The organism is Streptomyces sp. NPDC055103, from assembly GCF_053607625.1.
Genome location: NZ_JBSGTX010000068.1, coordinates 23,596 through 48,039, shown reverse-complemented (window position 1 = coordinate 48,039; position 24,444 = coordinate 23,596). Strand labels below are relative to the sequence as shown.

Below are 24,444 nucleotides of genomic sequence, written 5' to 3'. Positions count from 1 at the left end.
GGCGGCGCCGGGCAGCGGAACGGTCCTCGAGTGGCGGATCCCCCTCCCGACCGAGCGGGAGTGACCGACCGAGCGGGAATGAAGGCTTCTAGATCTCCTCGGTGTCGTGCTCGTGGACCTGCGCGGCGATGACGGCCGCCTGTACGCGGCGTTCCACGCCGAGTTTGCCGAGCAGCCGGGAGATGTGGTTCTTGACGGTCTTCTCCGACAGATAGAGCCGCTTGGCGATCTGCCGGTTGGTGAGACCCTCGCCGATGAGGTCGAGTACCGACCGCTCCCGGTCGGACAGCACCGCGAGCCGCTCGTCATCCGGCGGCTTGGCTGCCTCGGGGTCGCGCAGCGAGCGCATCAGCCGGGCGGTGGTGGCCGGATCGAGCATCGACTGCCCGGTGGCGACGGTCCGTACCGCCGCCACCAGATCCGACCCCTTGATCTGCTTCAGGACGTACCCGGCCGCCCCCGCCATGATCGCGTCGAGAAGAGCGTCCTCGTCGTCGAACGACGTCAGCATCAGGCACGCGACGTCCGGCATCCGGGACCGCAGCTCCCGGCACACGGAGATGCCGTTCCCGTCGGGCAGGCGCACGTCGAGGACCGCCACGTCCGGCCGCAGGGCGGGCCCCCTGGCCAGTGCCTGCTCCGCAGACGCCGCCTCGCCGACCACGTCCAGGTCGGGCTCGTCGTCGATCAGGTCACGAAGGCCCCGGCGGACGACCTCGTGGTCGTCGACGAGGAAGACCCGCGTGGGTGTGCCGGCTGCCGGCAGATCGGACATGGCGCCCCCTGCGGTCGGTGGGTTCGTTTCGGCCCCCACAAGGATTGTCCGTCATACGGCGGCTTCGTGGGCACCGAGATGCGAGGACCGGGGCCTCATGCCTCGGTGACCAGTACGACGAGCAGCACGCGGGGACCGTGCACACCTTCGACCCGGTCGAGTTCGATGTCGCTGGTGGCGGAGGGGCCGGAGATCCAGGTCTGGGGGCGGGCCGGGTCGAGACGGGGCAGCGCCTGCGGGACGGAGGCGACGACCTGGTCGGCGGTGCGTACGACACAGATGTGCACATCGGGGACGAGGGTGAGGGCACGGCGGCCCTGGCCGGGTCCGCCGTCCAGGACGATCGTGCCGGTCTCGGCGACGGCGAGGGCGCAGCCGGTGACGACCGCGTCGGTGGCGTCGAGGTCGTCGGGGGTGAGGAGCGCGCCCTCGTCGTGGCGCTGCTCCGCCGTGGTGCCGGACAGCCAGGCGGCGGGCAGCCCCGGCGGGACGGCGACGGAACCCGCAGCGTGCTGCTCCAGCAACCACGCGATGAGTGAAGGGAGTTCGCTCTCCGTGGCGCGGTGCACGATCGCCCGGTAGTCGGCGAGGTTCTCGTGGAGGAGATCGAGGACCGCGGTGAGGTCGTCGGGGGTGTGGGTGGTGAGGTAGTCGCGCGCGGGCTCGGGAGCGACGGGCGCGTCGGCGAGAGCCCGGCGGATGCGGCCGAGGACCCGTTCGCGGGAGTTCTGGCTCATGGACGGTCTCCTGTGCTGTCTTCCGCGCGGTTCTTCTTCCACCAGTCGCGGAACGGTTCCGCGGGCATCTCGGGCAGGTCGCGGCTCTCCGTCCACTGGCGGGCGCCCGGACCGGGCAGCTTCTTCGGGTGGAGCGCGCGGGTCTTCGACGCGACGCGCTCGCCCGCCGCGAGGACGCCGGGGTGGTCGAGAACCCAGCCCGCCGCTTTGACGGCGGCCTTCTCCAGCCGGTGGCCCGGCCCGCCCTGGTCGGCGACCTGTTCGCGGAGGTGGACGAGGACTTCGGGGATGTCGATGGCGACCGGGCAGACGTCGTAACAGGCGCCGCAGAGCGAGGAGGCGTACGGCAGGGAGGCGTCGACCTCGCTCGCGGTGCCACGGAGCTGCGGGGTGAGGATGGCGCCGATGGGGCCGGGGTAGACGGAGCCGTACGCGTGGCCGCCGGCCCGCTCGTACACCGGGCAGACGTTGAGGCAGGCGGAGCAGCGGATGCAGCGAAGGGCCTGCCGGCCGACCTCGTCGGCGAGGGTGTCGGTGCGCCCGTTGTCGAGGAGGACCAGGTGGAAGTTCCGCGGGCCGTCCTCGTCGGTGGTGCCGGTCCACATCGAGGTGTACGGGTTCATGCGCTCGGCGGTCGAGGAGCGGGGGAGCGTCTGGAGGAAGACCTCCAGGTCCCGCCACGTGGGGACGACCTTCTCGATGCCGACGACGGAGATCAGCGTCTCGGGGAGGGTGAGACACATGCGGCCGTTGCCCTCGGACTCGACGACCACGAGGGTGCCGGTCTCGGCGACCATGAAGTTGGCACCGGAGATGCCGACCTTGGCGCGCAGGAACTTCTCCCGGAGGTGGAGCCGGGCCGCCTCGGCGAGTTCGGCGGGGCTGTCGGTGAGGCCGTCGGGTGCCTCCCGGCCCCACTTGCCCATCTCGGAGCGGAAGATGTCGCGGATCTCGCCGCGGTTGCGGTGGATGGCCGGGACGAGGATGTGCGAGGGACGGTCCTCGCCGAGCTGCACGATCAGCTCGGCGAGGTCGGTCTCGTAGGCGCGGATGCCCTCGGCCTCCAGGTGTTCGTTGAGGCCGATCTCCTGCGTGGCCATCGACTTGACCTTGACGACCTCACGCTTGTCCGTGTCACTGCCGCCGGTGGCCTTCACCAGGTCGGCGACGATCCGGTTGGCCTCGGCCGCGTCCGCCGCCCAGTGGACGGTGCCGCCCGCGGCGGTGACCGACTCCTCCAGCTGGACGAGATAGCCGTCCAGGCCGCTGAGCGTGCGGTCCTTGATCTGCTTTCCGGCCTCGCGGAGCTCGGCCCAGTCCGCGAGTTCGGCCACGGCCACCGCGCGCTTGTCGCGGATGGTGTGCGTGGCGTGGCGGAGGTTCGCCCGCAGGGTGTCGTTGCGTACGGCCTCACGCGCGGCCTTCGGGAAGGCCGGCATCCCGACGAAGGTCCCGCTCATACGAAGGGCTCCTCTTCCGTGCTCGCCAGGATCTCGGCGATGTGCAGGGCGCGCTGCGTGGCGTCCTGGCGGCGCAGCATCCCGCCCAGGTGCATCAGGCAGGAGTTGTCGGCGCCGCACAGGACCTCGGCGCCGGTGGACAGGGAGTTGCGGATCTTGTCGGCGCCCATCGCCGCCGACACGTCCGGGTTCTTCACGGCGAAGGTGCCGCCGAAGCCGCAGCACTCCTCCGCGCCCGGCAGCTCCACCAACTCGAGTCCCTTCACCGCCTCCAGGAGACGGCGTGGGCGTTCGCCCAGGCCGAGCACGCGCAGGCCGTGGCAGGAGGGGTGGTAGGTGACCGTGTGCGGGAAGTACGCGCCGACATCGGTCACGCCGAGGACGTCGACGAGGAACTCCGTCAGTTCGTAGGTCCGGGGGACGAGGGAGTCGGAGGCTTCCGTCAGTGTGTCGCCGCGGCCTTCGGCCTGTGCCTTCCGGCCGATCCTCGGGTAGTTGTCGCGGACCATGGCCACACAGGAGCCGGACGGCGTGACCACGTACGCGTAGCCTTCGAAGGCGCGGACCATGCGGTGGACCAGGGGTTCGGTCTCGCGGCGGTAGCCGGTGTTGTACTGGGGCTGCCCGCAGCAGGTCTGCGCGGCCGGGAAGTCGACGTCCACGCCGAGCCGTTCGAGCACCTTGACAGTGGCGACGGCCGTGGACGGGTAGACCGCGTCGTTGACGCAGGTGGCGAAGAGGGCGACACGCATCAGGAGGTCCTCACGGCGGAGTCGAGGCGGGCCGCGGCCGCGTCCCAGGCGGCGCAGTCGCCCCGGGGAGTGTAGTGCCGCAGGTGCTGGGTGGAGGCGATGAGCCCGCGCATGGCGGCGAGGTCGCCGACCAGTCCGGCGGCCCGGGCCTGCACGAGGATGTTGCCGAGCGCGGTGGCCTCCGTCGGGCCGGCGATGACGGGCAGTCCGGTGGCGTCGGCGGTGAGCCGGCACAGCAGGTCGTTGCGCGAGCCTCCGCCGACGAGGTGGACGTGGGTGATGTCGCGGCCGGCGAGCTCGGCCGCCTGCCGCAGCGTACGGCGGTGGGCGAGGGCCAGGCTCTCCAGGATGCAGCGGACCACGGCGCCCGGGCTGCCGGGGACGCGCTGGTCCGTGCGGGCGCAGTGGTCCCGGATGCGGGTCGGCATGTCGCCGGGGGCGAGGAACTCGGGGGCGTCCGGATCGACGAGTGACGCGAACGGGGTGGCGCGGGCGGCGTCGGCGAGCAGCGCCGGGATGCGCGTGGGCAGGCCCTGCGTGTCCCAGGTGCGGCGGCACTCCTCCAGGAGCCACATGCCCATGATGTTGCGCAGGTAGCGGATGGTGCCGTCGATGCCGCGCTCGTTGGTGAAGTTCGCCGCCCGGGACTCCTCGGTCAGGACCGGGGCGTCCAGCTCCAGGCCGGCCAGCGACCACGTACCGCAGGAGATGTACGCGAAGTTCGGCTCCGTGGCCGGGACGGCGACCACCGCGGAGGCGGTGTCGTGCGAGGCGACCGTCGTCACCGGCGTGCGGGCGTCGAGCCCGGTGTACGCGGCGACGTGCGGGAGCAGCGTGCCCGCCGGGTCGCCGGGGGAACGCAGCGGCGGGAGGAGGCCGGGGTCGAGAGAGAGCCGGTTCAGGAGCTCCTTGGACCAGGTGCCGGTGCGCGCGTCGAAGAGGCCCGTGGTGGAGGCGTTGGTCTCCTCCGCGCCGATCGAGCCGGTCAGCCAGTGGACCAGCAGGTCGGGGATGAGCAGGAGGGTGCGGGCGACGTCCCGCTGGACGGTTCCCTCCGTGGAGGCGAGCTGGAAGACCGTGTTGAAGGGGAGGTGCTGGAGGCCGGTGATGCCGTACAGCTCCTCGCGGCCGACCGCGGCCCGGACGCGTTCGGCGATCCCGTCGGTCCGGTCGTCGCGGTAGTGGTACGGGTGGCCGAGCAGGGCGCCGTCGGCGTCGAGGAGTCCGTAGTCCACGGCCCAGGTGTCCACGCCGATCGAGTCGACTCCGCCGGCCCGGGCGGCTTCGCGCAGTCCGTCGAGGACGCCCTGGAAGAGGGCGAGGACGTCCCAGCGCAGCCCGTCGGGCAGGCGGACGGGCGTGTTGGGGAAGCGGTGCGCCTCGGTGAGGTCGAGGTTGTCCGGGCCGACCCGGCCCAGGATCACGCGGCCGCTGGTGGCGCCGAGATCGACGGCGGCGAACGCGGAGGCGAAGGCGGAGGACGGGGGAGTGGTGGTCACGTGGGCTTCCTCCGCGGGGCGGGTGGTTCGTCGGGGTGGTTCGTCGTCGGGGGAAAGAGGCAGCGGACCGGTCGACCCGCCGGGGAACAGCGCGGCGCGTGGCAGACCCCGACGGTCTCCTGCCCAGCGGTCCGCCGGTCGTACACCCTGATGCCGGCGCCTCGGACGACCGGCATCAGGGCGGATCGGGTGCGCCGTCAGCGCAGGAAGGCCGCCGCCACGCCCGCGTCGACGGGGATGTGGAGGCCGGTGGTGTGGGTGAGGTCGCCGCCGGTGAGGGCGAAGACGGCGCTCGCGACGTGCTCGGGGAGGACCTCGCGCTTGAGGAGGGTGCGCTGGGCGTAGAACTCGCCGAGCTTGTTCTCCTCGATGCCGTAGGTGGCGGCGCGCTGGGCGCCCCAGCCCGCGGCGAAGATGCCGGAGCCGCGGACGACGCCGTCAGGGTTGACGCCGTTGACGCGGATGCCGTGCTCGCCCAACTCGGCGGCGAGGAGCCGTACCTGATGGGCCTGGTCGGCCTTCGTGGCGGAGTACGCGATGTTGTCGGGGCCGGCGAAGACGGCGTTCTTGGAGGCGATGTAGACGATGTCGCCGCCGAGGCCCTGCTCGATCATGATGCGGGCGGCCTCGCGGGAGACGAGGAAGGAGCCGCGGGCCATGATGTCGTGCTGGAGGTCCCAGTCCCGCGCGGTGGTTTCCAGGAGGGGCTTGGAGATGGAGATGCCGGCGTTGTTGACGACGAGGTCGACGCCGCCGAAGGCGAGGGCGGCCTCCTGGAACGCGGCGGCGATCCGCGACTCGGAGGTCACGTCGACCGTGACCGCCACGGCCTTGTCAGGACCGCCGAGCTCCTTCGCCACCTCTGCCGCGTTCTCGCCGTTGAGGTCGGCGACCACGACGCAGGCGCCCTCGGCGACCAGCCGACGGGCGATGGCCTTGCCGATGCCGGAGCCCGCGCCGGTCACCAGAGCGACGCGCGTGGCCAGCGGCTTCGGCTTGGGCATCCGCTGGAGCTTGGCCTCCTCAAGGTCCCAGTACTCGATGCGGAACTTCTCCGACTCCTCGATGGGAGCGTAGGAGGAGACCGCCTCGGCGCCGCGCATCACGTTGATCGCGTTGACGTAGAACTCGCCCGCGACCCGGGCGGTCTGCTTGTCCTTGCCGAAGGAGAACATCCCGACGCCTGGGACCAGCACGATCGCCGGGTCCGCGCCGCGCATCGCGGGGGAGTCGGCGGTGGCGTGCCGCGCGTAGTAGGCCGCGTACTCCTCGCGGTAGGTGGCGTGCAGCTCCCTCAGCCGCGCCACCGCCTCCTCCGTCGAAGCCGTGGGCGGCAGGTCGAGGACCAGCGGCCGGACCTTGGTGCGCAGGAAGTGATCAGGGCACGAGGTGCCCAGGGCCGCGAGGCGCGGGTGCTCGGCGCCGGACAGGAAGTCCAGGACGACGTCCGTGTCGGTGAAGTGACCGACCTGCGGCCGGTCCCGCGAAGCCAGGGAACGGATCACGGGTGCGAGCGCGGCCGCCCGCGCCCGGCGCGCCTCCTCGGGCAGCGGCTCGTACCCCTCGACGACGGGGCCGAAGGGCTCGGGGCGGCCGCGCTCGGCGAGGAACGCCTCGGCGGTGCGGATGATGTCCAGGGAGTTGCGCTCGCACTCCTCCGCGGTGTCGCCCCAGGCGGTGACGCCGTGCCCGCCGAGGACGCAGCCGATCGCCCGCGGGTTCGCGTCCTTGACGGCGGCGATGTCGAGGCCCAGCTGGAAGCCGGGCCGGCGCCAGGGCACCCACACCACGGTGTCGCCGAAGCACTCCGCCGTCAGCTTCTCCCCGTCGGCGGCGCAGGCGAGCGCGATGCCGGAGTCCGGGTGGAGGTGGTCGACGTGGGCCGCCTCGACCAGGCCGTGCATGGCCGTGTCGATGGACGGGGCCGCCCCGCCCTTCCCATAGGAGCAGTGGTCGAACGCGGCGACCATCTCGTCCTCGCGCTCCACGCCCGGGTAGACGGACCTGAGCGCGCGCAGCCGGTCCAGGCGCAGCACGGCGAGGCCGTCCCCGGTCAACGTGCCGAGGTCGCCGCCGGAACCCTTGACCCACAGCAGGTCCACGTCCCGGCCGGTGACGGGGTCGGTCGTGGTGCCCTTGGCGGAGGTGTTGCCACCCGCGTAGTTGGTGTTGCGCGGGTCGGATCCGAGACGGTTCGAGCGCCCCAGCAGTGCGTCGACGGCGGGGTGGAGGGCCATGATGACTCTTCCTCTTGGTTGTGCGGGCTGATGACGTGGAAGGACTCGCGGACGGGTGCGGTCAGGCTCCCCAGCCGGCCTGCTCGCCGCCGACGCGATCGGCCGCGATCCGGCCCTGCCACCCCGAGGCGGCGTACGCGGCGACGGGGTCGGGGTGATAACCCTGCTCCTCGCGCAGTTCGCGCAGCAGGGGGCGTACGTCGGAGTTGTAGGCGTCCATCAGGACGGCGTTCGCGGCGAGTACGTCACCTTCGCGCTGCGCGGCGGCCAGTGCGTCGAGGTCGACGAGGAGCGCCTTGGCGGTGGCCTCCTGGACGTTCATCACGGAGCGGATCACGGCCGGGATCTTCGCCTCGATGTTGTGGCACTGGTCGAGCATGAACGCCACGTTCGTCTCGGGGCGCAGGCCGTCGTTCTTCGCGACCTCGTGCATGATCCGGAACAGCTGGAACGGGTCGGCCGAGCCGACCATCAGGTCGTCGTCCGCGTAGAAGCGCGAGTTGAAGTCGAAGCCGCCGAGCTTTCCCTCCCGCAGGAGGAACGCCACGATGAACTCGATGTTCGTGCCCGGCGCGTGGTGGCCGGTGTCCACGACGACCCGCGCCTTCTGCCCCAGCTTGAGGCAGTGGGCGTACGACGTCCCCCAGTCCGGTACGTCGGTGGTGTAGAAGGCCGGCTCGAAGAACTTGTACTCCAGCAGCATCCGCTGGTCGTCCCCGAGCCGCTCGTACACCTCGGCCAGCGCCTCGGCCAGCCGGTCCTGGCGGGCGACGATGTCGTCCTGGCCGGGGTAGTTCGTACCGTCGGCGAACCACAGCTTCAGGTCCGTGGAGCCGGTGGCGTCCATGATGTCGACGCACTCGAGGAGATGCTCCACGGCCTTGCGGCGTACGCCGGCGTCCGGGTGGCAGACGCTGCCCAGCCGGTAGGCGTCGTCCTGGAAGGTGTTGGAGTTGATCGCACCCAGCTCCAGGCCCCGCTCCTTCGCGTACGCGCCGAGCGCCGCGTAGTCCTCGACCCGGTCCCACGGAATGTGCAGGGACACCTTCGGGGCGACACCCGTGAACGCGTGCACCTGCGCCGCGTCGTCCAGTTTCTCGTACGGAGTCCGGGGCACGCCCTCCTGCGCGAACACCTTGAAGCGGGTGCCGGAGTTTCCGTACCCCCAGGAGGGTGTCTCGATCCGCTGGGCGGCAAGTACGGCCTTCACGGCAGCGATGTCAGGCATGGTCACCTCGGGGTGGCTGGGAGCACGGGAGAGCCCTGCGGAAGGGTCGGACGACGCGGAAACGATCAGCTGAGTGAATCGATTCATTTCGAGAGGGAAGCTAGTTGGCGGCGAGGTGCTCGTCAAGGCGCCGGACGGGCTACGTGGCGCGGTCCTGTCACGTCACTGCATCGTGTTATTCACCGCCTGTCAGTCTAGAAATGCTGATTTCCGCGCAGTTCAAGGCCGTTCAACCCGTCCGGGCGGCTCCTGCGGCAGTGCGGTGCGGCCGGACCGGCTCTTGACCGGCGGGGTGGAGGGGGTGAGCTTCCAGGGCAACTCAAATGAAACATTTCATCTCGGGTGACTCTCGCACCGCCTGGAGGAGATCTTCGACCTCTGCCAGCGGGTCACCACCCTCCGGAACGGCGCCTACATCGCCAGTCGGGCCTCGGTGCCCTTCCGCGAGGAAGCCGCAGGTAATGGCCGGGTAGCGGCGCATGCCTGGCGTGCGGCAACCGTTCCGACCTGGAGGCCGTACAGCTATGCGTCTCGGACGCCTCACGGGGGCCGGCATGGCCGCCGCGCTCGCCATGCCCCTCGCACTCGCCAGTGTGCCTGCCGCAGCCGGCGAACCACTGCCGGACATCGTCGCCGGCCGCCATTCCCGTACTCCCAGCCATATCACCGGCCTGAAGGACGAGGGCTCGCCCTCCGAGTCCTCGCGCTCCGAGTCCTCCCCGCAGGAGGCACGAGGATGGTCTACGGCCGTTCGTCCAACGGACGGTCCTTCGCCGCCGACCTGGACGTGGTGGGCCACGAGATGACCCACGGCGTCACCGACCACTTCGGAGGTCTGATCTACCTCCAGCAGTCCGGAGCGATCAACGAGGCCGTCTCGGACTACTCCGGGAACGCCGTCGACGTCACCGGGTCCGGCACCCCGATGGACGCCCCGACCGCCGGTCTCCTCGGCGAGGACCTCTGCCCGGTGACCGCACCCGAGGAGTGCGCGCTGCGTGACATGACCGACGGCCGGAGTGCCGACCGGGACTACCTGCCGCTCCCGCCCGACGTCGACGAAATGAGCGAACGGCGCATCGACCCCGCCGCGATCCCGAGCGCGGCCCACGCGCACCCCGGGGCATCGTACGGACACTGTCCTTCAAGCCACGGGACCCGGGCTTCTACCTCTATCCCGGCAGCTCGTGGAAGAACCCGTGGCCGTGCCACGCTGCCGAGGGGCCTCGGCGGGGCGGCAGGCAGCGAGCCGACTCCCGGAGCGGTCGAGCGTCGACCTGTCGATGGCCAAAGGGACCGTGTTCCGTGAACCGGAGCGATGTCGGTGCTCGACAGGTCGGTGCGACGCGACCACCCCGGTAAGGCGATCACACCGCTCGGAAAGCCCAACAGGATCGCCTCCTCGCAGGTGCACGCCGCCAGAGAAGAGGCCCGGCACCGGCACTCGTCGAAGCGCATCACCGTCGAGCACGCGCTCGCCGACCACAAACGCTGGAAGCAGCTGACCCGCTGGACCCACCGGCGAGAGGTCCTGCCCTACACCTACCGGGCCATCGCCGGCCTCGTCTCCGGACCGCAACACCATCGCCTGACAAAACCAGCTCAGGACGTGCATCTCCAACGCAATCACGAACCAGCTTGTCAGCGCCGGACAGTTCCCATGTCTTGCAGTCGTTGTACGGCTCCTGGTCCCTGCGCCGGCTCCGGCGCGGGGATCACGGATTCCGGTGCCCGCCGGGTGGGGCTGCCCGGGTCTCGGCGGTGCCGGGTAGACCCGGTGAGGGCTCGCCCGCCGCGAGGTGTTCCAGGACCTCCGCCAGTTCCTGGCAGGCGCGGCGCACCGACCGGCGGGTCGCACGCTGCTCGGTAATGATGGAGGCGAGAAGCAGGGCGGTCAGGGCTGCGGAACCGTTGAACGCCTGGAGCTTGGCCATGATCTCGACGTCCGTGAGGTGGAGGAACGCGCCCCGTCCGGAGGTCGCCTCGAAGGTGGCGAGCACGGAGGCGAAGAGCGCGCACAGCATGCTTCCGACGAGCTGGAAGCGGAGCGCTGCCCAGATCAGCAGGGGGAAGACGAGGAAGAGCATGCTCATCGGGCTGAGCACGGCCATGGGCATGAGGATCAGGGTCGTCAGCCCCAGAAAGGCCGCCTCCTTCCAGCGCTGTACGCGGAACCGTCCGGCCGGCCCCGTGAGGACGAGCAGGAGCGGGGCGACGAGCAGCACCCCCATCGTGTCGCCCACCCACCAGGCCAGCCAGACGGGCCAGAACTCGCTCTTGTCCAGGGAGCCCTTCGCCACTTGCAGTCCGACCCCCGCGGTCGCGCTGATCAGCATGGCGCCGAACCCGCCGAGGAAGACCAGGGAGAGTCCGTCCCGCAGCCGTGCCATGTCGAGCCGGAAGCCGGCCCGTCGCAGCAGCAGGAAGGCGCAGAGTGGCGCGACGGTGTTGCCGACCACGGTGACCACTGTGGTGGGCCCCGGAGTGGTGAGGGAGGCGATGACGAGGAAGGAGCCGAGGGCGATCCCGGGCCAGACCCGCGCGCCGAGCAGCAGCAGGGCGGCGACAGCGACGCCGGTGGGCGGCCAGATGGGGGTGACCACCACGCCTTCGACGACGAGGCGGCCCATCAGGCCGAGTCGTCCGGCCGCGTAGTAGCAAACCGCCACGGCCAGCGACATCAGAGCCGCCTCCGTAGTGGACCGGAACTGCCGAGTATCCAACACGTCAGCCATCAGACACCGGCCGGGCCGCCACGACCGGGAAGGCCCCTGCGTGTCGGGCGCCGCCGTCCGGCACGGGCCCGGGCGGGTCCGAAGACCGACCCGGCCCGAGGCGAGCCCCCTCCCCTCACTCCTCGGCCGCCGGCCGGGCCGGACCGCCGTCATGGCCGACGACCAGGACGGCCGCGTCGTCCTCGTGCCCCACCGTGGCCGCCAGCTTCATGACGGCGGTGGCGAGCGCCTCGACGTCCAGCCCGGCGACGGCGGTGATCCCGGCGAGCCGCGTCACCCGGTCCAGACCCTCGTCGACGTGGAGCGAGGGCCCCTCCACCACCCCGTCGGTCAGGAGGACGAAGACACCGTCGGCGGTGAGCCGGTGGCGCGTGGCCGGGTAGTCGACGCCGCGCAGCACACCGAGTGGAGGCCCGCCCTCGCTGTCGTCGATACCGGAGCGGCCGTCGGTGGTGGCCCAGATGTAGGGGATGTGACCGGCCCGGGCGCACTCCAGGGTGCCGGCAGCGGTGTCGAGCCGCAGGAAGGTGCAGGTGGCGAAGAGGTCAGCGCCCAGAGAGATCAGCAGGTCGTTGGTGCGACCGAGCAGCTCTCCCGGGTCTCCGGTGACGGAGGCCAGCGCGCGCAGTGCCACGCGGACCTGCCCCATGAAGGCGGCGGCCTCGATGTTGTGCCCCTGCACGTCACCGATGGACATGCCGATCTGCCCGCCGGGCAGGGAGAAAGCGTCGTACCAGTCACCGCCGACGTTGAGCCCGTGGTTGGCGGGCTCATAGCGGACAGCCAGCCGGGCGCCCGAAAAGCTGGGCAGGTCCGAGGGCAGCATGCCGCGCTGAATGGCCACGGCGAGCTCGACACGGGAACGCTGCGTCTCGGCCAACTCCCGCGCCCTGGCGGTCAGCGACCCGAGCCGGACCAGAAGGTCCTCGCTGCTGTCGGCCGGCCGTCTGCGGAACATCGATCACTCCGACGTCACGACAATCCTCGCATCACTCCGTCCCGTCTCCAGCACGCGGGACCACACGGGACCACCTCGGTACGAACAGGTCCTTCCTACTCTGCCCGGAGGGGACAGCGTCCGCATCTCATCGGCGGAGAGCGCGGCGGATCCCAGCGGGGCCACCCCACACCCGCCAGAAACGAACAGCGGTTCGGCGAGATCGAAGGCATCGCCCCGCCCCTGACTCTGTCCGGACCGAGCAGGCCGACGCCGCGCGACTCGCCCGGGAGACGGGGCCTCCCCAGCTCTTGTCGAAGGTGAGCCGGGGGCGAGTGTCGCGGCCGGCGTGGACGACGGCGCGAAACTCCTCGACGTCGCCCCTGGCGAGGAGACGGAAGAGTGCCTGGTCCGCGCCGGAGAACGCCTCGACGCGAGGACCGAAGGGAGGAGCGACGCACGCAAGTGCGCAGAGGCGCGTGACCTTGGCTTCGGCCAGGGCGGGCCGGCGTTTGCGCCTTGGCCCCGCCTCGCTCGCGAGTTCCGCGCTGCCAGGGGGCCTCGGGCGGGGGCGGCAACCAGAGAGCCGACTTCCGGAGCGGTCTAGCGTCGACCGGTTGATGGCCAAAGGGGCCGTGTTCCGTGAGCCAGAGCGAGGTCAGTGCCGACAGGTCGGAGGTGCGTGGGCGCACGTCATCCATGTGTGCAGAGGGGTCTCCCGCATGGTTGATGGCTCATCAGGTAAGTCGGCAACTGGTCAGCATGAGTCCCCGCGCGTTCCGGGACGGCCGTCCCAACAGGCACCGGTGCGAAGGGAAAGCCCAGGTGGGAAGCCGTCTAGCCCGACCGGAGCGATGTTCCTCACAAACATCGGACGGGGGTGTCGGTGTAAGGTCGAGACCGCCCTTGACCTGCAGAAAGCAGGCAGGGAGCCGTCTTCGAGGAGTCCAAAGTGCTGCGCACTCTGTTCAAGTCCAAGATCCACCGGGCGACCGTGACCCAGGCCGACCTGCACTACGTCGGGTCCGTCACCGTCGATGCCGAGCTGATGGAGGCGGCCGATCTGCTGCCCGGTGAGCTCGTGCACATCGTCGACATCGACAACGGGGCCCGGCTGGAGACGTACGTCATCGAGGGGGAGCGCGGCTCCGGGGTCATCGGGATCAACGGCGCGGCCGCGCACCTCGTCCACCCCGGCGACCTCGTGATCCTCATCAGTTACGCGCAGGTCGAGGACGCCGAGGCGCGCGCGTTCACGCCGCGCGTCGTGCACGTCGACGCGGACAACCGCATCGTGGAGCTCGGCGAGGACGCCTCCGCGCCCGTTCCCGGGAGCGACACCGTCCGCGCCCCGCACGCCGTACCCGCACAGGCCTGACCCGAGGGAGAGCCACCGCATGGCCGAGCTGAAGATCCGCGACGACCGGACGAACGGGCGCCTGGAGGCGTTCGAGGAGGACACCTTCGTCGGTGTCATCGTCTACTTCGTCCTCGACGCCGCACCCCATGCCCTCGTGGCGGTCCACACCATCGTCGAGGACGGGCACGAGGGGAAGGGGATCGCCGGAGCCCTCGTGCGCGAGTTCTACACGATCGCCGCCGGCGAGGGCGTCCCCGTCGTGCCGCTCTGCCCGTACGCCGCCAAGTGGGCCGAGCGCCACCCGGACGAGGCCCCCGTCCCCCCGGCCGACGTCGTCCGCGCGGCGAAGCTCCAGCTCAAGGCCACCCCCGACCTCTGGTGACCTCTGGGCGGGGGCCCGGACCGGACCCCCGAAGGGCGGACCCGGCGGGCGCGCGACCGTCCGCCGGGTCACCCTGGGAAGGGAGGATCCCGACGACCGAGAGGTCCGTGATGACGCACCCCTTCCCCGATCCGCAGCCCTCGCCCGTCCCGCCCCCGGTGCCCTCCCCGCCACCGGTACCCCCGCCCAACCCCGTACCCCCGCCCAGCCCCGTACCGACGCCTCCGGACCCCGTGCCCAGCCCGGTGCCCGAGCCCGGCGGACCCGTACCGGAACCCGAGCCTCAGCCCCAGCCGGGCCCCGCCGGGCTCCGCCCGTCGTCAACGGGAAGGTGACGGACGGGACGTACGGTTCCGCGCGAACCCTTGTCACGGAGCGTGCGCCACCCCTAACTTGGACGGCTGTCGCTGTGTTCCAAGGGGGGCCCATGGCCGTACGCGGACGTCACCGCCGCCACCAGCCGAGCCGCATCAACCGTGCGTCGCTCACCGTCACCGCGGGAGGTGCCGGAATGGCGCTGCCGCTGATCGGCGCGGGAGCCGTGCAGGCCGCCTCGCTGGACGTCTGGGAGAAGGTCGCGGCCTGCGAGTCCTCCTCCAACTGGCGCATCAACACCGGGAACGGCTACTTCGGCGGCCTCCAGTTCAGCCAGTCCACCTGGGAGAGCTACGGCGGCACGCACTACGCGCCGCGCGCCGACCTCGCCTCCAAGGACCAGCAGATCGCGATCGCCGAGCGCGTCCTGAAGGGACAGGGTCCCGGCGCCTGGCCGTCGTGCGGCCCCGACTCGGGCCTCGCCAGGGGCGGCGAGTCCCCCTCCACCGCCGGGAACGCGCCGAGGACCGCGTCCCTGCCGGGACAGCGCGCCTTACCCGAGCAGGCCACCAGGCCCGCCGCCGGTCCGACCACCGTGCCCACGGTCCGCGAGATGTACACGGTGACGCCCGGCGACTCCCTCTCGAAGATCGCCCGCGAGGAGCGGGTCCAGGGCGGCTGGAAGCGGCTGTACGAGTCGAACCGGCCCGTCGTCGGCGACGACCCCGACCTGATCCACCCCGGCCAGCGGCTCACCCTGCGCATCGCCGCACCGAAGAAGACGGCGGCGCCGAAGCCGCCACCCCGGCCGGCCGAGACACCCGCGCCGGTCAGAACCGTCCCTCCGGCGACGAAGACGGCCCCTCCGGCGACCAAGACGGCTCCGCCGGTCAAGGCCACCCCGCCGGTGAAGGTCACTCCGCCGGTCAAGGCCGCCCCCTCGAAGCGGCCCGCCTCGAAGCCGCCCGCCGCCACCAAAGCCCCGGCTCCCCGCAGCACTCCCGCCGCCAAGCCCGTCGCGAAGCCGAAGGCGAAGCCCGTCAGCAGGCCCGCGGCCAAGCCCCGCCCGGCCCCCGCGCCGGACAAGGACCGCTACTCCGCTCCCATCGCCGCCGACATCGGCACCCGCTACGGCACCCGCGGCTCCTCGTGGTCCAGCGGCTACCACACCGGAGTGGACTTCCCCGTGCCCACCGGGACCTCGGTCAAGGCCGTCGCCGACGCCCGGGTCGTCTCCGCGGGGTGGGGCGGGGCGTACGGCTATCAGGTCGTCCTGCGCCACGACGACGGCCGCTACAGCCAGTACGCGCACCTGTCCGCGCTCACCGTCCGGGAGGGCCAGCGGGTCCAGGGAGGACAGCGCATCGGACGCTCAGGGTCGACCGGCAACAGCTCGGGACCGCATCTCCACTTCGAGGTGCGGACGGGTCCCGGGTACGGCTCCGACGTCGACCCGCTGGCCTACCTCAGGGCGCGGGGCGTCTCCATCTGACACCGACAGGGCCTCCGGCGGGACCGTCATGCGGTCCAGGGTGAGCTGAACGAGCCCGCCCGCCGCGACCGCGCCGCAGAGCAGCGCGGCGACGGTGCCCGCCACCCCGTAACGGAAGCTCTCGCCGAAGAGCGTGAGGCCCACGGCCGCCGCCACCACCGGGTTCACCACGGTGACCGTGGCGAGCGGCGCGGCGAGCCCCGCGCCCCGGTACGAGGCCTGCGAGAGCAGCAGTCCGGTCACGGCGAGCCCGGACAGTACGAGCAGACCGGTCCACTCGGCGAGCGGGGCGCCGGAGGTCCACTCCTCGGCCACGGACTTGGTGAAGACCGAGGCCATGCCGAAGGAGACGCCGGCCGCGGCGGCCAGGACCACGCTGCGCAGTACGGACCGGCCCACCAGGTGCGCCGCCGTGAACAGGACGGCCACCACGGCGGACGTGCCCGCCGCGAGCATCCACCGCTCCCCGTCGGTGAGCGACTGCGCGTCGGTGCCGTTCGTGAGACTCAGCAGACCGGCGAGGCCGACCGTGGCCATGAGAGCGCCGCGCCAGGCCCGCCGCCCGGCCCTGCGGCCGACGAAGAGGGCCGCCATGGGCAGCGCGAAGACGATCGTGAGCGCGCCCAGCGGCTGGACCAGGCTGAGCGGACCGAACGCGAGGGCGACCACGTGCAGGGTCGCGCCGAGACCGTTGAGCAGGACGGACACCCACCAGGCCGGGCTGCGCAGCGGCGCGTAGCGGGGACCTGCGGCGGAGGCCGCGACCCGCTCCTGCACGATCGCCGCGGCCGCGTAGGCGACCGCCGAGACCAGGGACAGGAGCACGGACAGCAGGAGGGGGCTCATACCCTCCACGATCTCTCTTCCGAGCGATTTCGGCGTCGTACCAGGGAACGTCCTGGCGGGTACCGCCGACGCAGTACAAGGTCCACGCGTACGACCGTGGATGTACACCCGCGCAGGTCGGAAGGGGTGGAACGGGATCATTCCGGCGCCCGGTCCCGGTGCGGAAGAATCATGAGGAATCATCGCGGGAGGGGAGGCCGCGCCACCGGGGCGGGGCCATGGACGGGGAAGGCGGGGGCAGGCGCGTGGCATCGGAACTGGATCTCGTGGCGAGTGGAGCGGTGGGCGGGTTCTTCGCGCTGCGGACCGCCGCGCCGGAGACCGGAGGGGCGCACGTCCCTCTCGCCTTCCTGTACGCGGGGGAGCACGGGCCCCTCACCGCGCGCGTGGACCGGGTCGCCGCCCGGCTCCACGCTCCCGAGCGACGGGTCGGGGCCTCCGTCGCCCACCTCGGGCTCGCGGCCCGGCTCTGGTCGACCGCCCTCGGTCCGGCCGCGATGTTCGGGTACTTCCCCGACCTCGCCCCCGGCGAGCTGCACTGGGACGGGGCGCTGACCTCCCCCGACGACCTGTGGTGGTCCGGCTCCGCGACCCGCCCCGCCACCGTCGAGGCCCTCCGCGAGGCCGTCCAGGAGGCCCACCTCGTCCCGCTGCACGCGGCGCTGCGCCGCGACGGCCGGATCTCGCCCCGGCTGCTCTGGGGCAACGCCGGCTCCGCCCTCGCCGGCGCGCTGCGCGAGCTCACCCGCTGGGCCCGCGCCCAGGACCGGCCCGAGGTCGCCGAGCGGGCCGCCGCGCTGGTCTCCGGGCTCCTCGACCACCCGGACCTCGCCGGGACGGTCCGCGGCCCCCGGCTGCGCCGCGCGAGCTGCTGCCTCTACTACCGCTGCCCCGGCGGCGGCCTCTGCGGGGACTGTGTCTTCGACCACGCACCCCGAACGGGTTTGGAGGCGCGGCCCCCCGCTCCGTAAAGTTGCTTATTCGAGCGCCCGCGAGCGGCGGCGACGACGTACGAGCGAACGAGGAACCCGAAGGCCATGACGGTGACCGAAGAAAACCAGGACTACGGGCCGGGCGTCGACCCCGAGCGCCTGGCCGTCTGCCTGAGCGTCCTCGACGAGCTCGACAAGCTGGACGTCGACCACCCGGACGCGATCGTCGTCCGGCGCGCCACCGCCGGGATCTACCGGACGGTGAAGCAGCGCCGCCGCCAGGAGCGCCGGGCCGCCAAGACCGCCAACGACAAGGCGGTCACCGAGGCCACGGCCACCGGCTCCGCGCAGCGCATCGACGACGAGACCGAGGGCATCCTGCCCTCCTCGGTCACGGAGGAGGGGCGGATCGCGGGGATACTCCAGCGCCCGCGCTCCTGCTACGTCTGCAAGACGCGCTTCGTCGAGGTCGACTACTTCTACCACCAGCTCTGCCAGCCGTGCGCGGCCCTGAACCGGGCCAAGCGCGAGGCGAGCGCCGACCTCACCGGCAAGCGCGCGCTGCTCACCGGCGGCCGGGCCAAGATCGGCATGTACATCGCTCTGCGACTGCTCCGCGACGGCGCCCACACGACGATCACCACGCGCTTCCCCAAGGACGCCATCCGCCGCTTCAAGGCCATGGACGACTCCGCGGACTGGATGCACCGCCTGGAGGTCGTCGGCATCGACCTGCGTGACCCGGCGCAGGCCGTCGCCCTCGCCGACCAGATGGCCGAGGACGGTCCGCTGGACATCCTCATCAACAACGCGACGCAGACCGTACGCCGCCTGCCCTCCGCCTACGCCGCCCTGGTCGACGGCGAGAGCGCCCCGCTGCCCGCGGGGGAGCTCCCGGCCCACCACGTCATCGGCGCCTTCAACTCCGGTGCGGTCGGCGAGCTCGGGGCGGCCGCCGCGCTGCCCGTCGGGGTGAGCGGCCTGGAGGCGCAGCAGGTCGCCGACCTCGCCCTGGTCGCGGGGAACGCCAGCATCGCCCGCCACCTCGACGGCACCGCCATCGACGCGGGCGGCCTGGTGCCGGACGTCGTCGAGAGCAACACCTGGGTGCAGAGCATCGAGCAGATCTCCCCGGTGGAGCTCCTCGAGACGCAGCTGTGCAACTACACGGCGCCGTTCATCCTGATCAGCAAGCTCCGTCCGGCGATGGCCGAGGCCGCCAAGAAGGCGGCCAGCGGACGCGCCTACGTCGTCAACGTCTCGGCGATGGAGGGCGTCTTCAGCCGCGGCTACAAGGGCGCCGGGCACCCGAACACCAACGCGGCGAAGGCCGCGATGAACATGGTGACGCGGACCAGCGGCCAGGAGATGTTCGAGACCGACGGCATCCTCATGACCTCGGTCGACACCGGCTGGATCACCGACGAGCGTCCGCACTTCGACAAGCTGCGCCTCGCCGAGGAGGGATTCCACGCCCCGCTCGACCTGGTCGACGGCGCCGCCCGGGTCTACGACCCGGTCGTGCGCGGCGAGGCCGGCGAGGACCTCTACGGCTGCTTCCTGAAGGACTACGCCCCCGCCAACTGGTAGACGGCGGATCCGGCGCCCCGGCGGGAGCCTCGGCGTCCGGCCGTCCTGTCCCGCTCTGTTCTGCTCCGTTCCGTTCTGCTCCGTTCTGGAAAGAGCGCTCTACCTCCTGGTAGGGCGCTCTTTCGGTCTTGTTCACTCGATCGCATCACACTTCCGAGCCCGGTAGAGCGCGGACGCGCTCATTTGGTTACTCTGATGTCCACGGTCGGCCACCGAGGAGACACACCATCCTCACGGCTGGTCCGGGGACTGGCCTGCCACCAAGGCCGCGGTCCCGCCCGATGAACGGCGCCACCGCGACCGACGGCACCAAGGCCCCACAGGTACGCGACACAAAGGAGTGCGCGGTGACACCCGAACTGACGAAGCAGGAACCGAGACCGGCCGAACCCCAGGACCGGCCCCGCCGGAACGGCGAGCTCGGAAGCCTCGAAGTGTGGGCCCACGCGGCCCCGATCCGGCTGGCGGGCTACGAGGACGACCTCGCGGAGCCCCACATCCTGCCCAGCATCGACTGAGCCCGCTCCACCCGCTGCCCCCGTCCGCCGTGCGGCCGGGGGCAGCGGCACGTCCCCACCGACGTCCCTACCGGAGCCGGACCGGCGGCAGGTACTCCCGTACCAGCGTGCGGTGCCACCACGCCCCCGTCTCGCGCAGCTCGCGCCAGGTGGTGTACCGGTACCGGTACAGCCGGGCGCGGACGTGCGTCGGCGGCGCGTCGGGGAACGGGTTGTGGGCGAGCAGCCGCAGCGTGTCGCGGTCTCCTTCGAGCAGCCGCTCCACGAAGGGCCCGAACCACTCGCGCGCGTAGCCGGGGGAGAGGGCGGCGAACCACATCAGCCAGTCCAGGCGGAGGTGGTACGGGGCGAACTGACGCGGCAGACGGCGGGGATCGCCGGGCTTCCCCCGGAAGCCGTACTCCCGCCACACCGTGCCCACGTGCGGATCCGGGTCGTCGGTGCCCTCGATGACGATCTCGTCCCGCACCCGGCCGACCGTGCCGAACGCGCCGTAGGTGTTGACCAGGTGGAACGGGTCGTACGAGCGGTTCATCGCCTGGTTACGGGAGAGCAGGTTGCGCACCGGGCGGTAGCTCCGGAACAGGACGAAGGCGGTCACCGCGACGACCACGACCACGTACCAGAGCGGCGGGTCCGGCCGCGGATGCTCCCCGGTGAGCGCGGACGCGTCCACGACGGAGAGCGCCAGCACGATGGTGATCCAGTTCAGCCAGGCGAAGTTGCCCGAGAGTACGAGCCACAGCTGTGTCGCGATCATCAGGCAGGCGGCGACCGTGGCCACCGGCTGCGGTGTGAAGAGCAGGAACGGCACGAACAGCTGCACGACGTGGTTGGCCGCGACCTCGACCCGGTGCAGCGGGCGCGGGAGGTGGTGGAAGAACCAGCTCAGCGGCCCGGGCATCGGCTGTGTCTCGTGGTGGTGGTAGAGACAGGTGAGCTTCCGCCAGCAGGCGTCGCCCCGGATCTTGATGAGACCGGCGCCGAACTCGACGCGGAAGAGCAGCCAGCGCAGCAGGAAGAGGATGAGGACGGGCGGCCCGGTGTCGTCGTTGCCGAGGAAGACCGCGAGGAAGCCGGTCTCCAGGAGCAGCGACTCCCAGCCGAAGGAGTACCAGGTCTGGCCCACGTTCACGATCGACAGGTACAGGGCCCAGAGCGCGAACCACAGGAGCATCGACACCGGCAGCGGCACCGCGTCACCGGCGCCCGCCACCATGGCCAGGGCGATCGCCGCCCCGGTCCACGCGACGGCCGCGAACAGCCGGTCCGAGTAGCGCCAGCGGAAGAGCGAGGGGGTCTGGCGGGGCCGGGTCCCGCGCAGGTACTCCGGCACCGGGAGCATGCCGCGTTCGCCGATCAGTGCCCTGAACTGGAGGGCGGCCGACAGGAACGCCACGCAGTACAGCCCGGCGAGGCCCCGCTGGAACGCGATCCGGCTGAGCCAGAGGTCGGGCGCGGTGAACCACTCCATCCCTTCCAGTATCGGCCCCGGGTCACGACCTGACGAGACGTCGGAGGGTCCGGCCGAGATGGCGGGCGTACGTCCGTTGGAGCACGGGGATCAGCGGGCCGGCGAGCCGGGTGTACCAGACGCAGGGCCGGCTGAACGCGGTGACCGTGAAGCGGACCGTGCCGTCGGGCGCCAGCTCGACGACGAAGGACTCCTCGCCGCACTCCGGGTGCCCGGTCACGGTGCCGTAGGCGAAGCCGGTCCGCTGCTCCTCGTACGCGGTCCAGATCACCGAGCAGGGGGCGCCGAGCCGGACCCGGCCGACCCCCACCGACACCTCCAGGTGGACACCGGGCTCGGCGCGGTCGGCCTCACTGCGGACGGTCGCCCCGGAGGAGCGGTGCATCCGCCAGGTGGTGACGGCGGCGCCGGCGGCCTCGAAGGCGGCACGGCCCTGGCCGACGACCATGCTCTGCCGCAGGTGGTGGTAGCCCTCGGGGAGCTCCTCCGGGGAGCGGGTGGCGCCGACCTCGCGGTACGTGAGGCTCGGGCGGGGATGGGAGGGAGGGATGTGGGAGAAGCTGCTCGTGAGGCGGCTCATGCGGGGAGGTCCGTTCGCTGGTGGGCGGGATGGAGTCGGGTCGGGAGGGGGGACGGTGTCGTCGTCGACGGCGTTGCGGGCCGGTCCGCCTGGAGGCGGCGCCGGGCGAGCAGGGCGCAGACGGCGAAGCCGAGGGCGTTGCCCAGGCCGTGGGTCGCGGCCATCCACGTCAGGCTGAGGTGCGGCAGACCCGTGGCCTCGCCGAGCGCCCAGCTCAGCGCGAGCAGCATGGTGACGACGAGGACCAGGGCGGAGACGGCGAGCAGCGCGCGCGTGAGCCGGCCGGTCGCGAGCTCGCGGCGCTCCCGCAGGGTCAGGACGGCGACCGCCGCCATCCCGGCCGTCAGCACGACCGCCCCCGCGAGCTCGGCCCAGTCGTCGACGAAGTAGCCGACCAGGACCAGCAGCGTGCCCGTCGGGACGCTGAGCGCGGCGAAGCGGGCGGTGGGGCCGTCGTCGGCGCGGCAGACGAGACCCGCGACGAGGGCGGCGGCGAAGCCCGCGAAGTGGAAGTGCGGGACGGTCAGCGCGAGGAGGTCCAGGTCGAAGCCGAAGAGCGGGTACGAGGCCCGCTCGGCGACGAGCGCCAGACCGGCGACGGAAGGGGCCGCGAGCGCGGTGAGGACGGCGATCTCCCGGGGGCGCGGGGAGCGCGTGAGCATGAGTCGGGCCGGGGCCTGGAGCGCGAGCGCCACCGTGGCGAGGGCGTAGACGGCGGCGAGCCCCGCCGAGACTCCGGAGCGGGGCAGCCACAGGGCCAGCGCTCCGGGGGCGGCGAGCAGCGGCCAGGCGCGCCGGAGCGGATCGAGGCCCGGGGGCCGCGGCCCGTCAAGGAGCGCAAGCCCCGTCGGCACCACCCAGAACATCCCGATCATCACGACCGGGTTCACCACGACGGACAGCGCGGTCACCGGACACCCCCCGACTTGAACGCGTTCAACTGACGAGCCGAGCGTAGGGCCTTTCTTGAACGTGTTCAAGTGACGGTCCGGGGCGGCGTTCGGCCGGCCGGGTGTCGGCCGCCCCGGTCGGCCTTCCTCCGCTTGCGGGGGCCCGTGCGCTGCGACAGACATGAGGGACTGGCCGGAACCGGGCGCCGGGCCCCGGAGAGAGAAAACGGGAGAACCAGGTGCGCACACCTCTGCGCCGGACGCGGCGAACACCCACCGCGATCACCGCGACGCTCGCCTCGGCTCTCCTCGTCGCCGGCTGCTCCTCCGGAGAGCCGGGCGGCAGTCACGGCGAGCAGCCCGAGGCCGCCGCCCAGGAGGTCCACCTCCAGCCGCTCGCCGCCAAGGGGCCCGACCCCTTCACCGCGTCCAGCGCCCGGATCGCCGGTCGTACGGTCTCCCCGGAGCGGGACCCGGAGGCCGCCTCCGTCCAGCGGGTCCGCGAGATCACCGGCTCCACCCCTGGCCTCTACGGCGGCACCCGGGCGGAGGCCAGCTGCGACGTCGAGCAGCAGGTCTCCTTCCTCTCCGGCGACCAGGGCAGAACGCGCGCCTTCGCCGAGGCCGCGGGCATCCCCGAGACGAACGTCTCCGGCTGGCTGCGCGGCCTGACCCCGGTCGTCCTGCGCGCCGACACCCGGGTCACCAACCACGGCTACCGGGGCGGCCGCGCCACCGCCTTCCAAGCCGTCCTCCAGTCCGGTACGGCGGTCCTCGTCGACCAGTACGGGTCCCCGCGCGTCCGCTGCGCCTGCGGCAACCCGCTCCGGAGCCCGGTCTCGGTCCAGAGCGGCGTCCACCAGGGCGAACCCTGGGACGACTTCGACCCCGAGCACGTGATCGTCGTCCGGCCGACCAGCACCGTCGTCACCAGCCTCGTCATCGTGAACGCCGCCGACAGCAGCTGGATCGAGCGGCGGACCGGCAGCGACGGGGCCGAGGACCGGAAGCCGGCCGTGGAACCGGACTGCGACCCGGACGAGTGCCACCTGACCGGGACCGGCACGCCGGATCCCCCGAGCCCCCCGAGCCCTGATCCCGGGCGGCCCGACACGTCCACGCCTGCCACACCCGTCCCGCCGAGGCCGACGGACCCGACGGGCCCGGCCCTCACGGTCCCGGACCCGTCCGGGAGCGGTGGCACGGGAACCGCCCCGACGCCCGCGGACCCCGACCCGTACGAGCAGCCGGCCCCCGACCCGTACGAGGAGCCGAGCTCCGACCCGTACGCCGACCCGTACGAGGAACCGCCCTCCGACCCGTACGCGGATCCGTATGCCGACCCGTACGCCGAGCCCCCCGTCTTGCCGCCCGACGGCCCGGAAGGGGAACTGCCGCCCGAGGAGCTCGTCCCACCCGACACGGGGCAGGAGCAGCCCGAGACCTTCGAAGGATGAGAGGGCCAAGGGGTGAAAGGGATCTTCGTGGTGCGCGGGGGCGGGGCTGCGCCTAGCGTGGCCCCATGAACGCGGGCAGCGGGGGCGGGGAGGCGGTCGAGCGTCTCCGCCATGGGCGGGGGGAGCCGGTGGATCCGGTCGATCCAGCGGATGCCGTCGATCCGGTCGATTCGGCGGATCCGGTCGATCCGGCGGCGCTGGAGGACCGGCCGCCCACCGGAGCCCGGATCCTGCACGACTACGGCTCG

At 72.1% G+C, this 24,444-nt stretch carries 21 protein-coding genes and 1 pseudogene; 9 read left to right on the top strand and 13 right to left on the bottom strand.

The features are described 5' to 3' along the window. Positions 1-88 precede the first annotated feature (88 nt). From ACWFR1_RS32215 to rhaI, 7 genes are all read right to left on the bottom strand, one after another. Positions 89-775, bottom strand: coding sequence for a response regulator (locus ACWFR1_RS32215; protein WP_453557475.1), 687 nt, complete (start codon positions 773-775; stop codon positions 89-91). A gap of 95 nt (positions 776-870) precedes the next feature. Continuing rightward, a complete protein-coding gene (locus tag ACWFR1_RS32210) occupies positions 871-1,512 on the bottom strand; it encodes a LutC/YkgG family protein (RefSeq protein ID WP_453557473.1) in 642 nt (213 codons plus the stop codon). Continuing rightward, positions 1,509-2,972 (bottom strand): LutB/LldF family L-lactate oxidation iron-sulfur protein, encoded by a 1,464-nt coding sequence (locus tag ACWFR1_RS32205; protein WP_453557471.1) that lies wholly within the window; start codon positions 2,970-2,972, stop codon positions 1,509-1,511. Before ACWFR1_RS32205 ends, ACWFR1_RS32210 begins: the two co-directional genes overlap by 4 nt. Next, complete coding sequence (locus tag ACWFR1_RS32200) at positions 2,969-3,724, bottom strand: (Fe-S)-binding protein (RefSeq protein WP_453557469.1); 756 nt, start codon at positions 3,722-3,724, stop codon at positions 2,969-2,971. Before ACWFR1_RS32200 ends, ACWFR1_RS32205 begins: the two co-directional genes overlap by 4 nt. Next, on the bottom strand, positions 3,724-5,223 hold the full coding sequence (locus ACWFR1_RS32195; RefSeq protein WP_453557467.1) for a rhamnulokinase: 1,500 nt from the start codon (positions 5,221-5,223) through the stop codon (positions 3,724-3,726). The genes ACWFR1_RS32200 and ACWFR1_RS32195 overlap by 1 nt, the downstream gene beginning before the upstream one ends. A gap of 197 nt (positions 5,224-5,420) precedes the next feature. Continuing rightward, on the bottom strand, positions 5,421-7,460 hold the full coding sequence (locus ACWFR1_RS32190; RefSeq protein ID WP_453557465.1) for a bifunctional aldolase/short-chain dehydrogenase: 2,040 nt from the start codon (positions 7,458-7,460) through the stop codon (positions 5,421-5,423). Positions 7,461-7,521: 61 nt separating this feature from the next. After that, on the bottom strand, positions 7,522-8,688 hold the full coding sequence (rhaI, locus tag ACWFR1_RS32185; RefSeq protein WP_453557464.1) for an L-rhamnose isomerase: 1,167 nt from the start codon (positions 8,686-8,688) through the stop codon (positions 7,522-7,524). Between the two features lie 736 nt (positions 8,689-9,424). Between rhaI and ACWFR1_RS32180 the strand changes: the two genes are divergently transcribed. Continuing rightward, a complete protein-coding gene (locus ACWFR1_RS32180; protein WP_453557462.1) occupies positions 9,425-9,997 on the top strand; it encodes a M4 family metallopeptidase in 573 nt (190 codons plus the stop codon). A 36-nt stretch (positions 9,998-10,033) separates the two neighbouring features. Then, positions 10,034-10,280 (top strand): annotated as a pseudogene (locus ACWFR1_RS32175) (hypothetical protein); the annotation flags it as partial. A gap of 123 nt (positions 10,281-10,403) precedes the next feature. Here ACWFR1_RS32175 and ACWFR1_RS32170 read toward each other — a convergent pair. Further along, positions 10,404-11,369: an MASE1 domain-containing protein gene (locus ACWFR1_RS32170; RefSeq protein WP_453557460.1), complete on the bottom strand. Its 966-nt coding sequence runs from the start codon at positions 11,367-11,369 to the stop codon at positions 10,404-10,406. A gap of 169 nt (positions 11,370-11,538) precedes the next feature. Then, the gene (locus tag ACWFR1_RS32165; RefSeq protein ID WP_453557458.1) at positions 11,539-12,381 is read right to left on the bottom strand and encodes a PP2C family protein-serine/threonine phosphatase; all 843 of its coding nucleotides are present in this window, start codon (positions 12,379-12,381) and stop codon (positions 11,539-11,541) included. 931 nt (positions 12,382-13,312) lie between these two features. On the opposite strand from ACWFR1_RS32165, the gene panD reads away from it, so the two are divergent. The 3 genes from panD (at position 13,313) to ACWFR1_RS32150 (ending at position 15,909) form a co-directional block, all read left to right on the top strand. After that, positions 13,313-13,738: an aspartate 1-decarboxylase gene (gene panD / locus ACWFR1_RS32160; RefSeq protein ID WP_453557456.1), complete on the top strand. Its 426-nt coding sequence runs from the start codon at positions 13,313-13,315 to the stop codon at positions 13,736-13,738. Between the two features lie 19 nt (positions 13,739-13,757). Further along, on the top strand, positions 13,758-14,102 hold the full coding sequence (locus tag ACWFR1_RS32155) for a GNAT family N-acetyltransferase (RefSeq protein WP_453557454.1): 345 nt from the start codon (positions 13,758-13,760) through the stop codon (positions 14,100-14,102). A gap of 427 nt (positions 14,103-14,529) precedes the next feature. Next, the gene (locus tag ACWFR1_RS32150) at positions 14,530-15,909 is read left to right on the top strand and encodes a transglycosylase family protein (protein WP_453557452.1); all 1,380 of its coding nucleotides are present in this window, start codon (positions 14,530-14,532) and stop codon (positions 15,907-15,909) included. On the opposite strand, the gene ACWFR1_RS32145 is transcribed toward ACWFR1_RS32150, so the two are convergent. After that, positions 15,790-16,755, bottom strand: coding sequence for a DMT family transporter (locus tag ACWFR1_RS32145; RefSeq protein ID WP_453557450.1), 966 nt, complete (start codon positions 16,753-16,755; stop codon positions 15,790-15,792). The genes ACWFR1_RS32150 and ACWFR1_RS32145 overlap by 120 nt on opposite strands. Before the next feature lie 257 nt (positions 16,756-17,012). On the opposite strand from ACWFR1_RS32145, the gene ACWFR1_RS32140 reads away from it, so the two are divergent. The 3 genes from ACWFR1_RS32140 to ACWFR1_RS32130 all read left to right on the top strand — a co-directional run bounded on the left by ACWFR1_RS32140 (position 17,013) and on the right by ACWFR1_RS32130 (position 19,795). Continuing rightward, on the top strand, positions 17,013-17,726 hold the full coding sequence (locus ACWFR1_RS32140) for a (2Fe-2S)-binding protein (RefSeq protein WP_453557481.1): 714 nt from the start codon (positions 17,013-17,015) through the stop codon (positions 17,724-17,726). 66 nt (positions 17,727-17,792) lie between these two features. Further along, positions 17,793-19,277, top strand: a complete 1,485-nt coding sequence (locus tag ACWFR1_RS32135; RefSeq protein ID WP_453557448.1) for an SDR family NAD(P)-dependent oxidoreductase — start codon at positions 17,793-17,795, stop codon at positions 19,275-19,277. 347 nt (positions 19,278-19,624) lie between these two features. Continuing rightward, the gene (locus tag ACWFR1_RS32130) at positions 19,625-19,795 is read left to right on the top strand and encodes a hypothetical protein (RefSeq protein ID WP_453557446.1); all 171 of its coding nucleotides are present in this window, start codon (positions 19,625-19,627) and stop codon (positions 19,793-19,795) included. Positions 19,796-19,862: 67 nt separating this feature from the next. Here ACWFR1_RS32130 and ACWFR1_RS32125 read toward each other — a convergent pair whose 3' ends face one another. Genes ACWFR1_RS32125 through ACWFR1_RS32115 form a run of 3 tightly spaced genes read right to left on the bottom strand, consistent with a single transcriptional unit; the run spans position 19,863 to position 22,751 of the window. After that, the gene (locus ACWFR1_RS32125) at positions 19,863-21,269 is read right to left on the bottom strand and encodes a lipase maturation factor family protein (RefSeq protein WP_453557444.1); all 1,407 of its coding nucleotides are present in this window, start codon (positions 21,267-21,269) and stop codon (positions 19,863-19,865) included. Between the two features lie 22 nt (positions 21,270-21,291). After that, the gene (locus ACWFR1_RS32120; RefSeq protein ID WP_453557442.1) at positions 21,292-21,849 is read right to left on the bottom strand and encodes a DUF1990 family protein; all 558 of its coding nucleotides are present in this window, start codon (positions 21,847-21,849) and stop codon (positions 21,292-21,294) included. Continuing rightward, positions 21,846-22,751, bottom strand: coding sequence for a YndJ family protein (locus tag ACWFR1_RS32115; protein WP_453557479.1), 906 nt, complete (start codon positions 22,749-22,751; stop codon positions 21,846-21,848). The genes ACWFR1_RS32120 and ACWFR1_RS32115 overlap by 4 nt, the downstream gene beginning before the upstream one ends. A 227-nt stretch (positions 22,752-22,978) precedes the next feature. On the opposite strand from ACWFR1_RS32115, the gene ACWFR1_RS32110 reads away from it, so the two are divergent. Beyond that, complete coding sequence (locus tag ACWFR1_RS32110; RefSeq protein ID WP_453557440.1) at positions 22,979-24,196, top strand: DUF6777 domain-containing protein; 1,218 nt, start codon at positions 22,979-22,981, stop codon at positions 24,194-24,196. Positions 24,197-24,444: the final 248 nt, after the last annotated feature.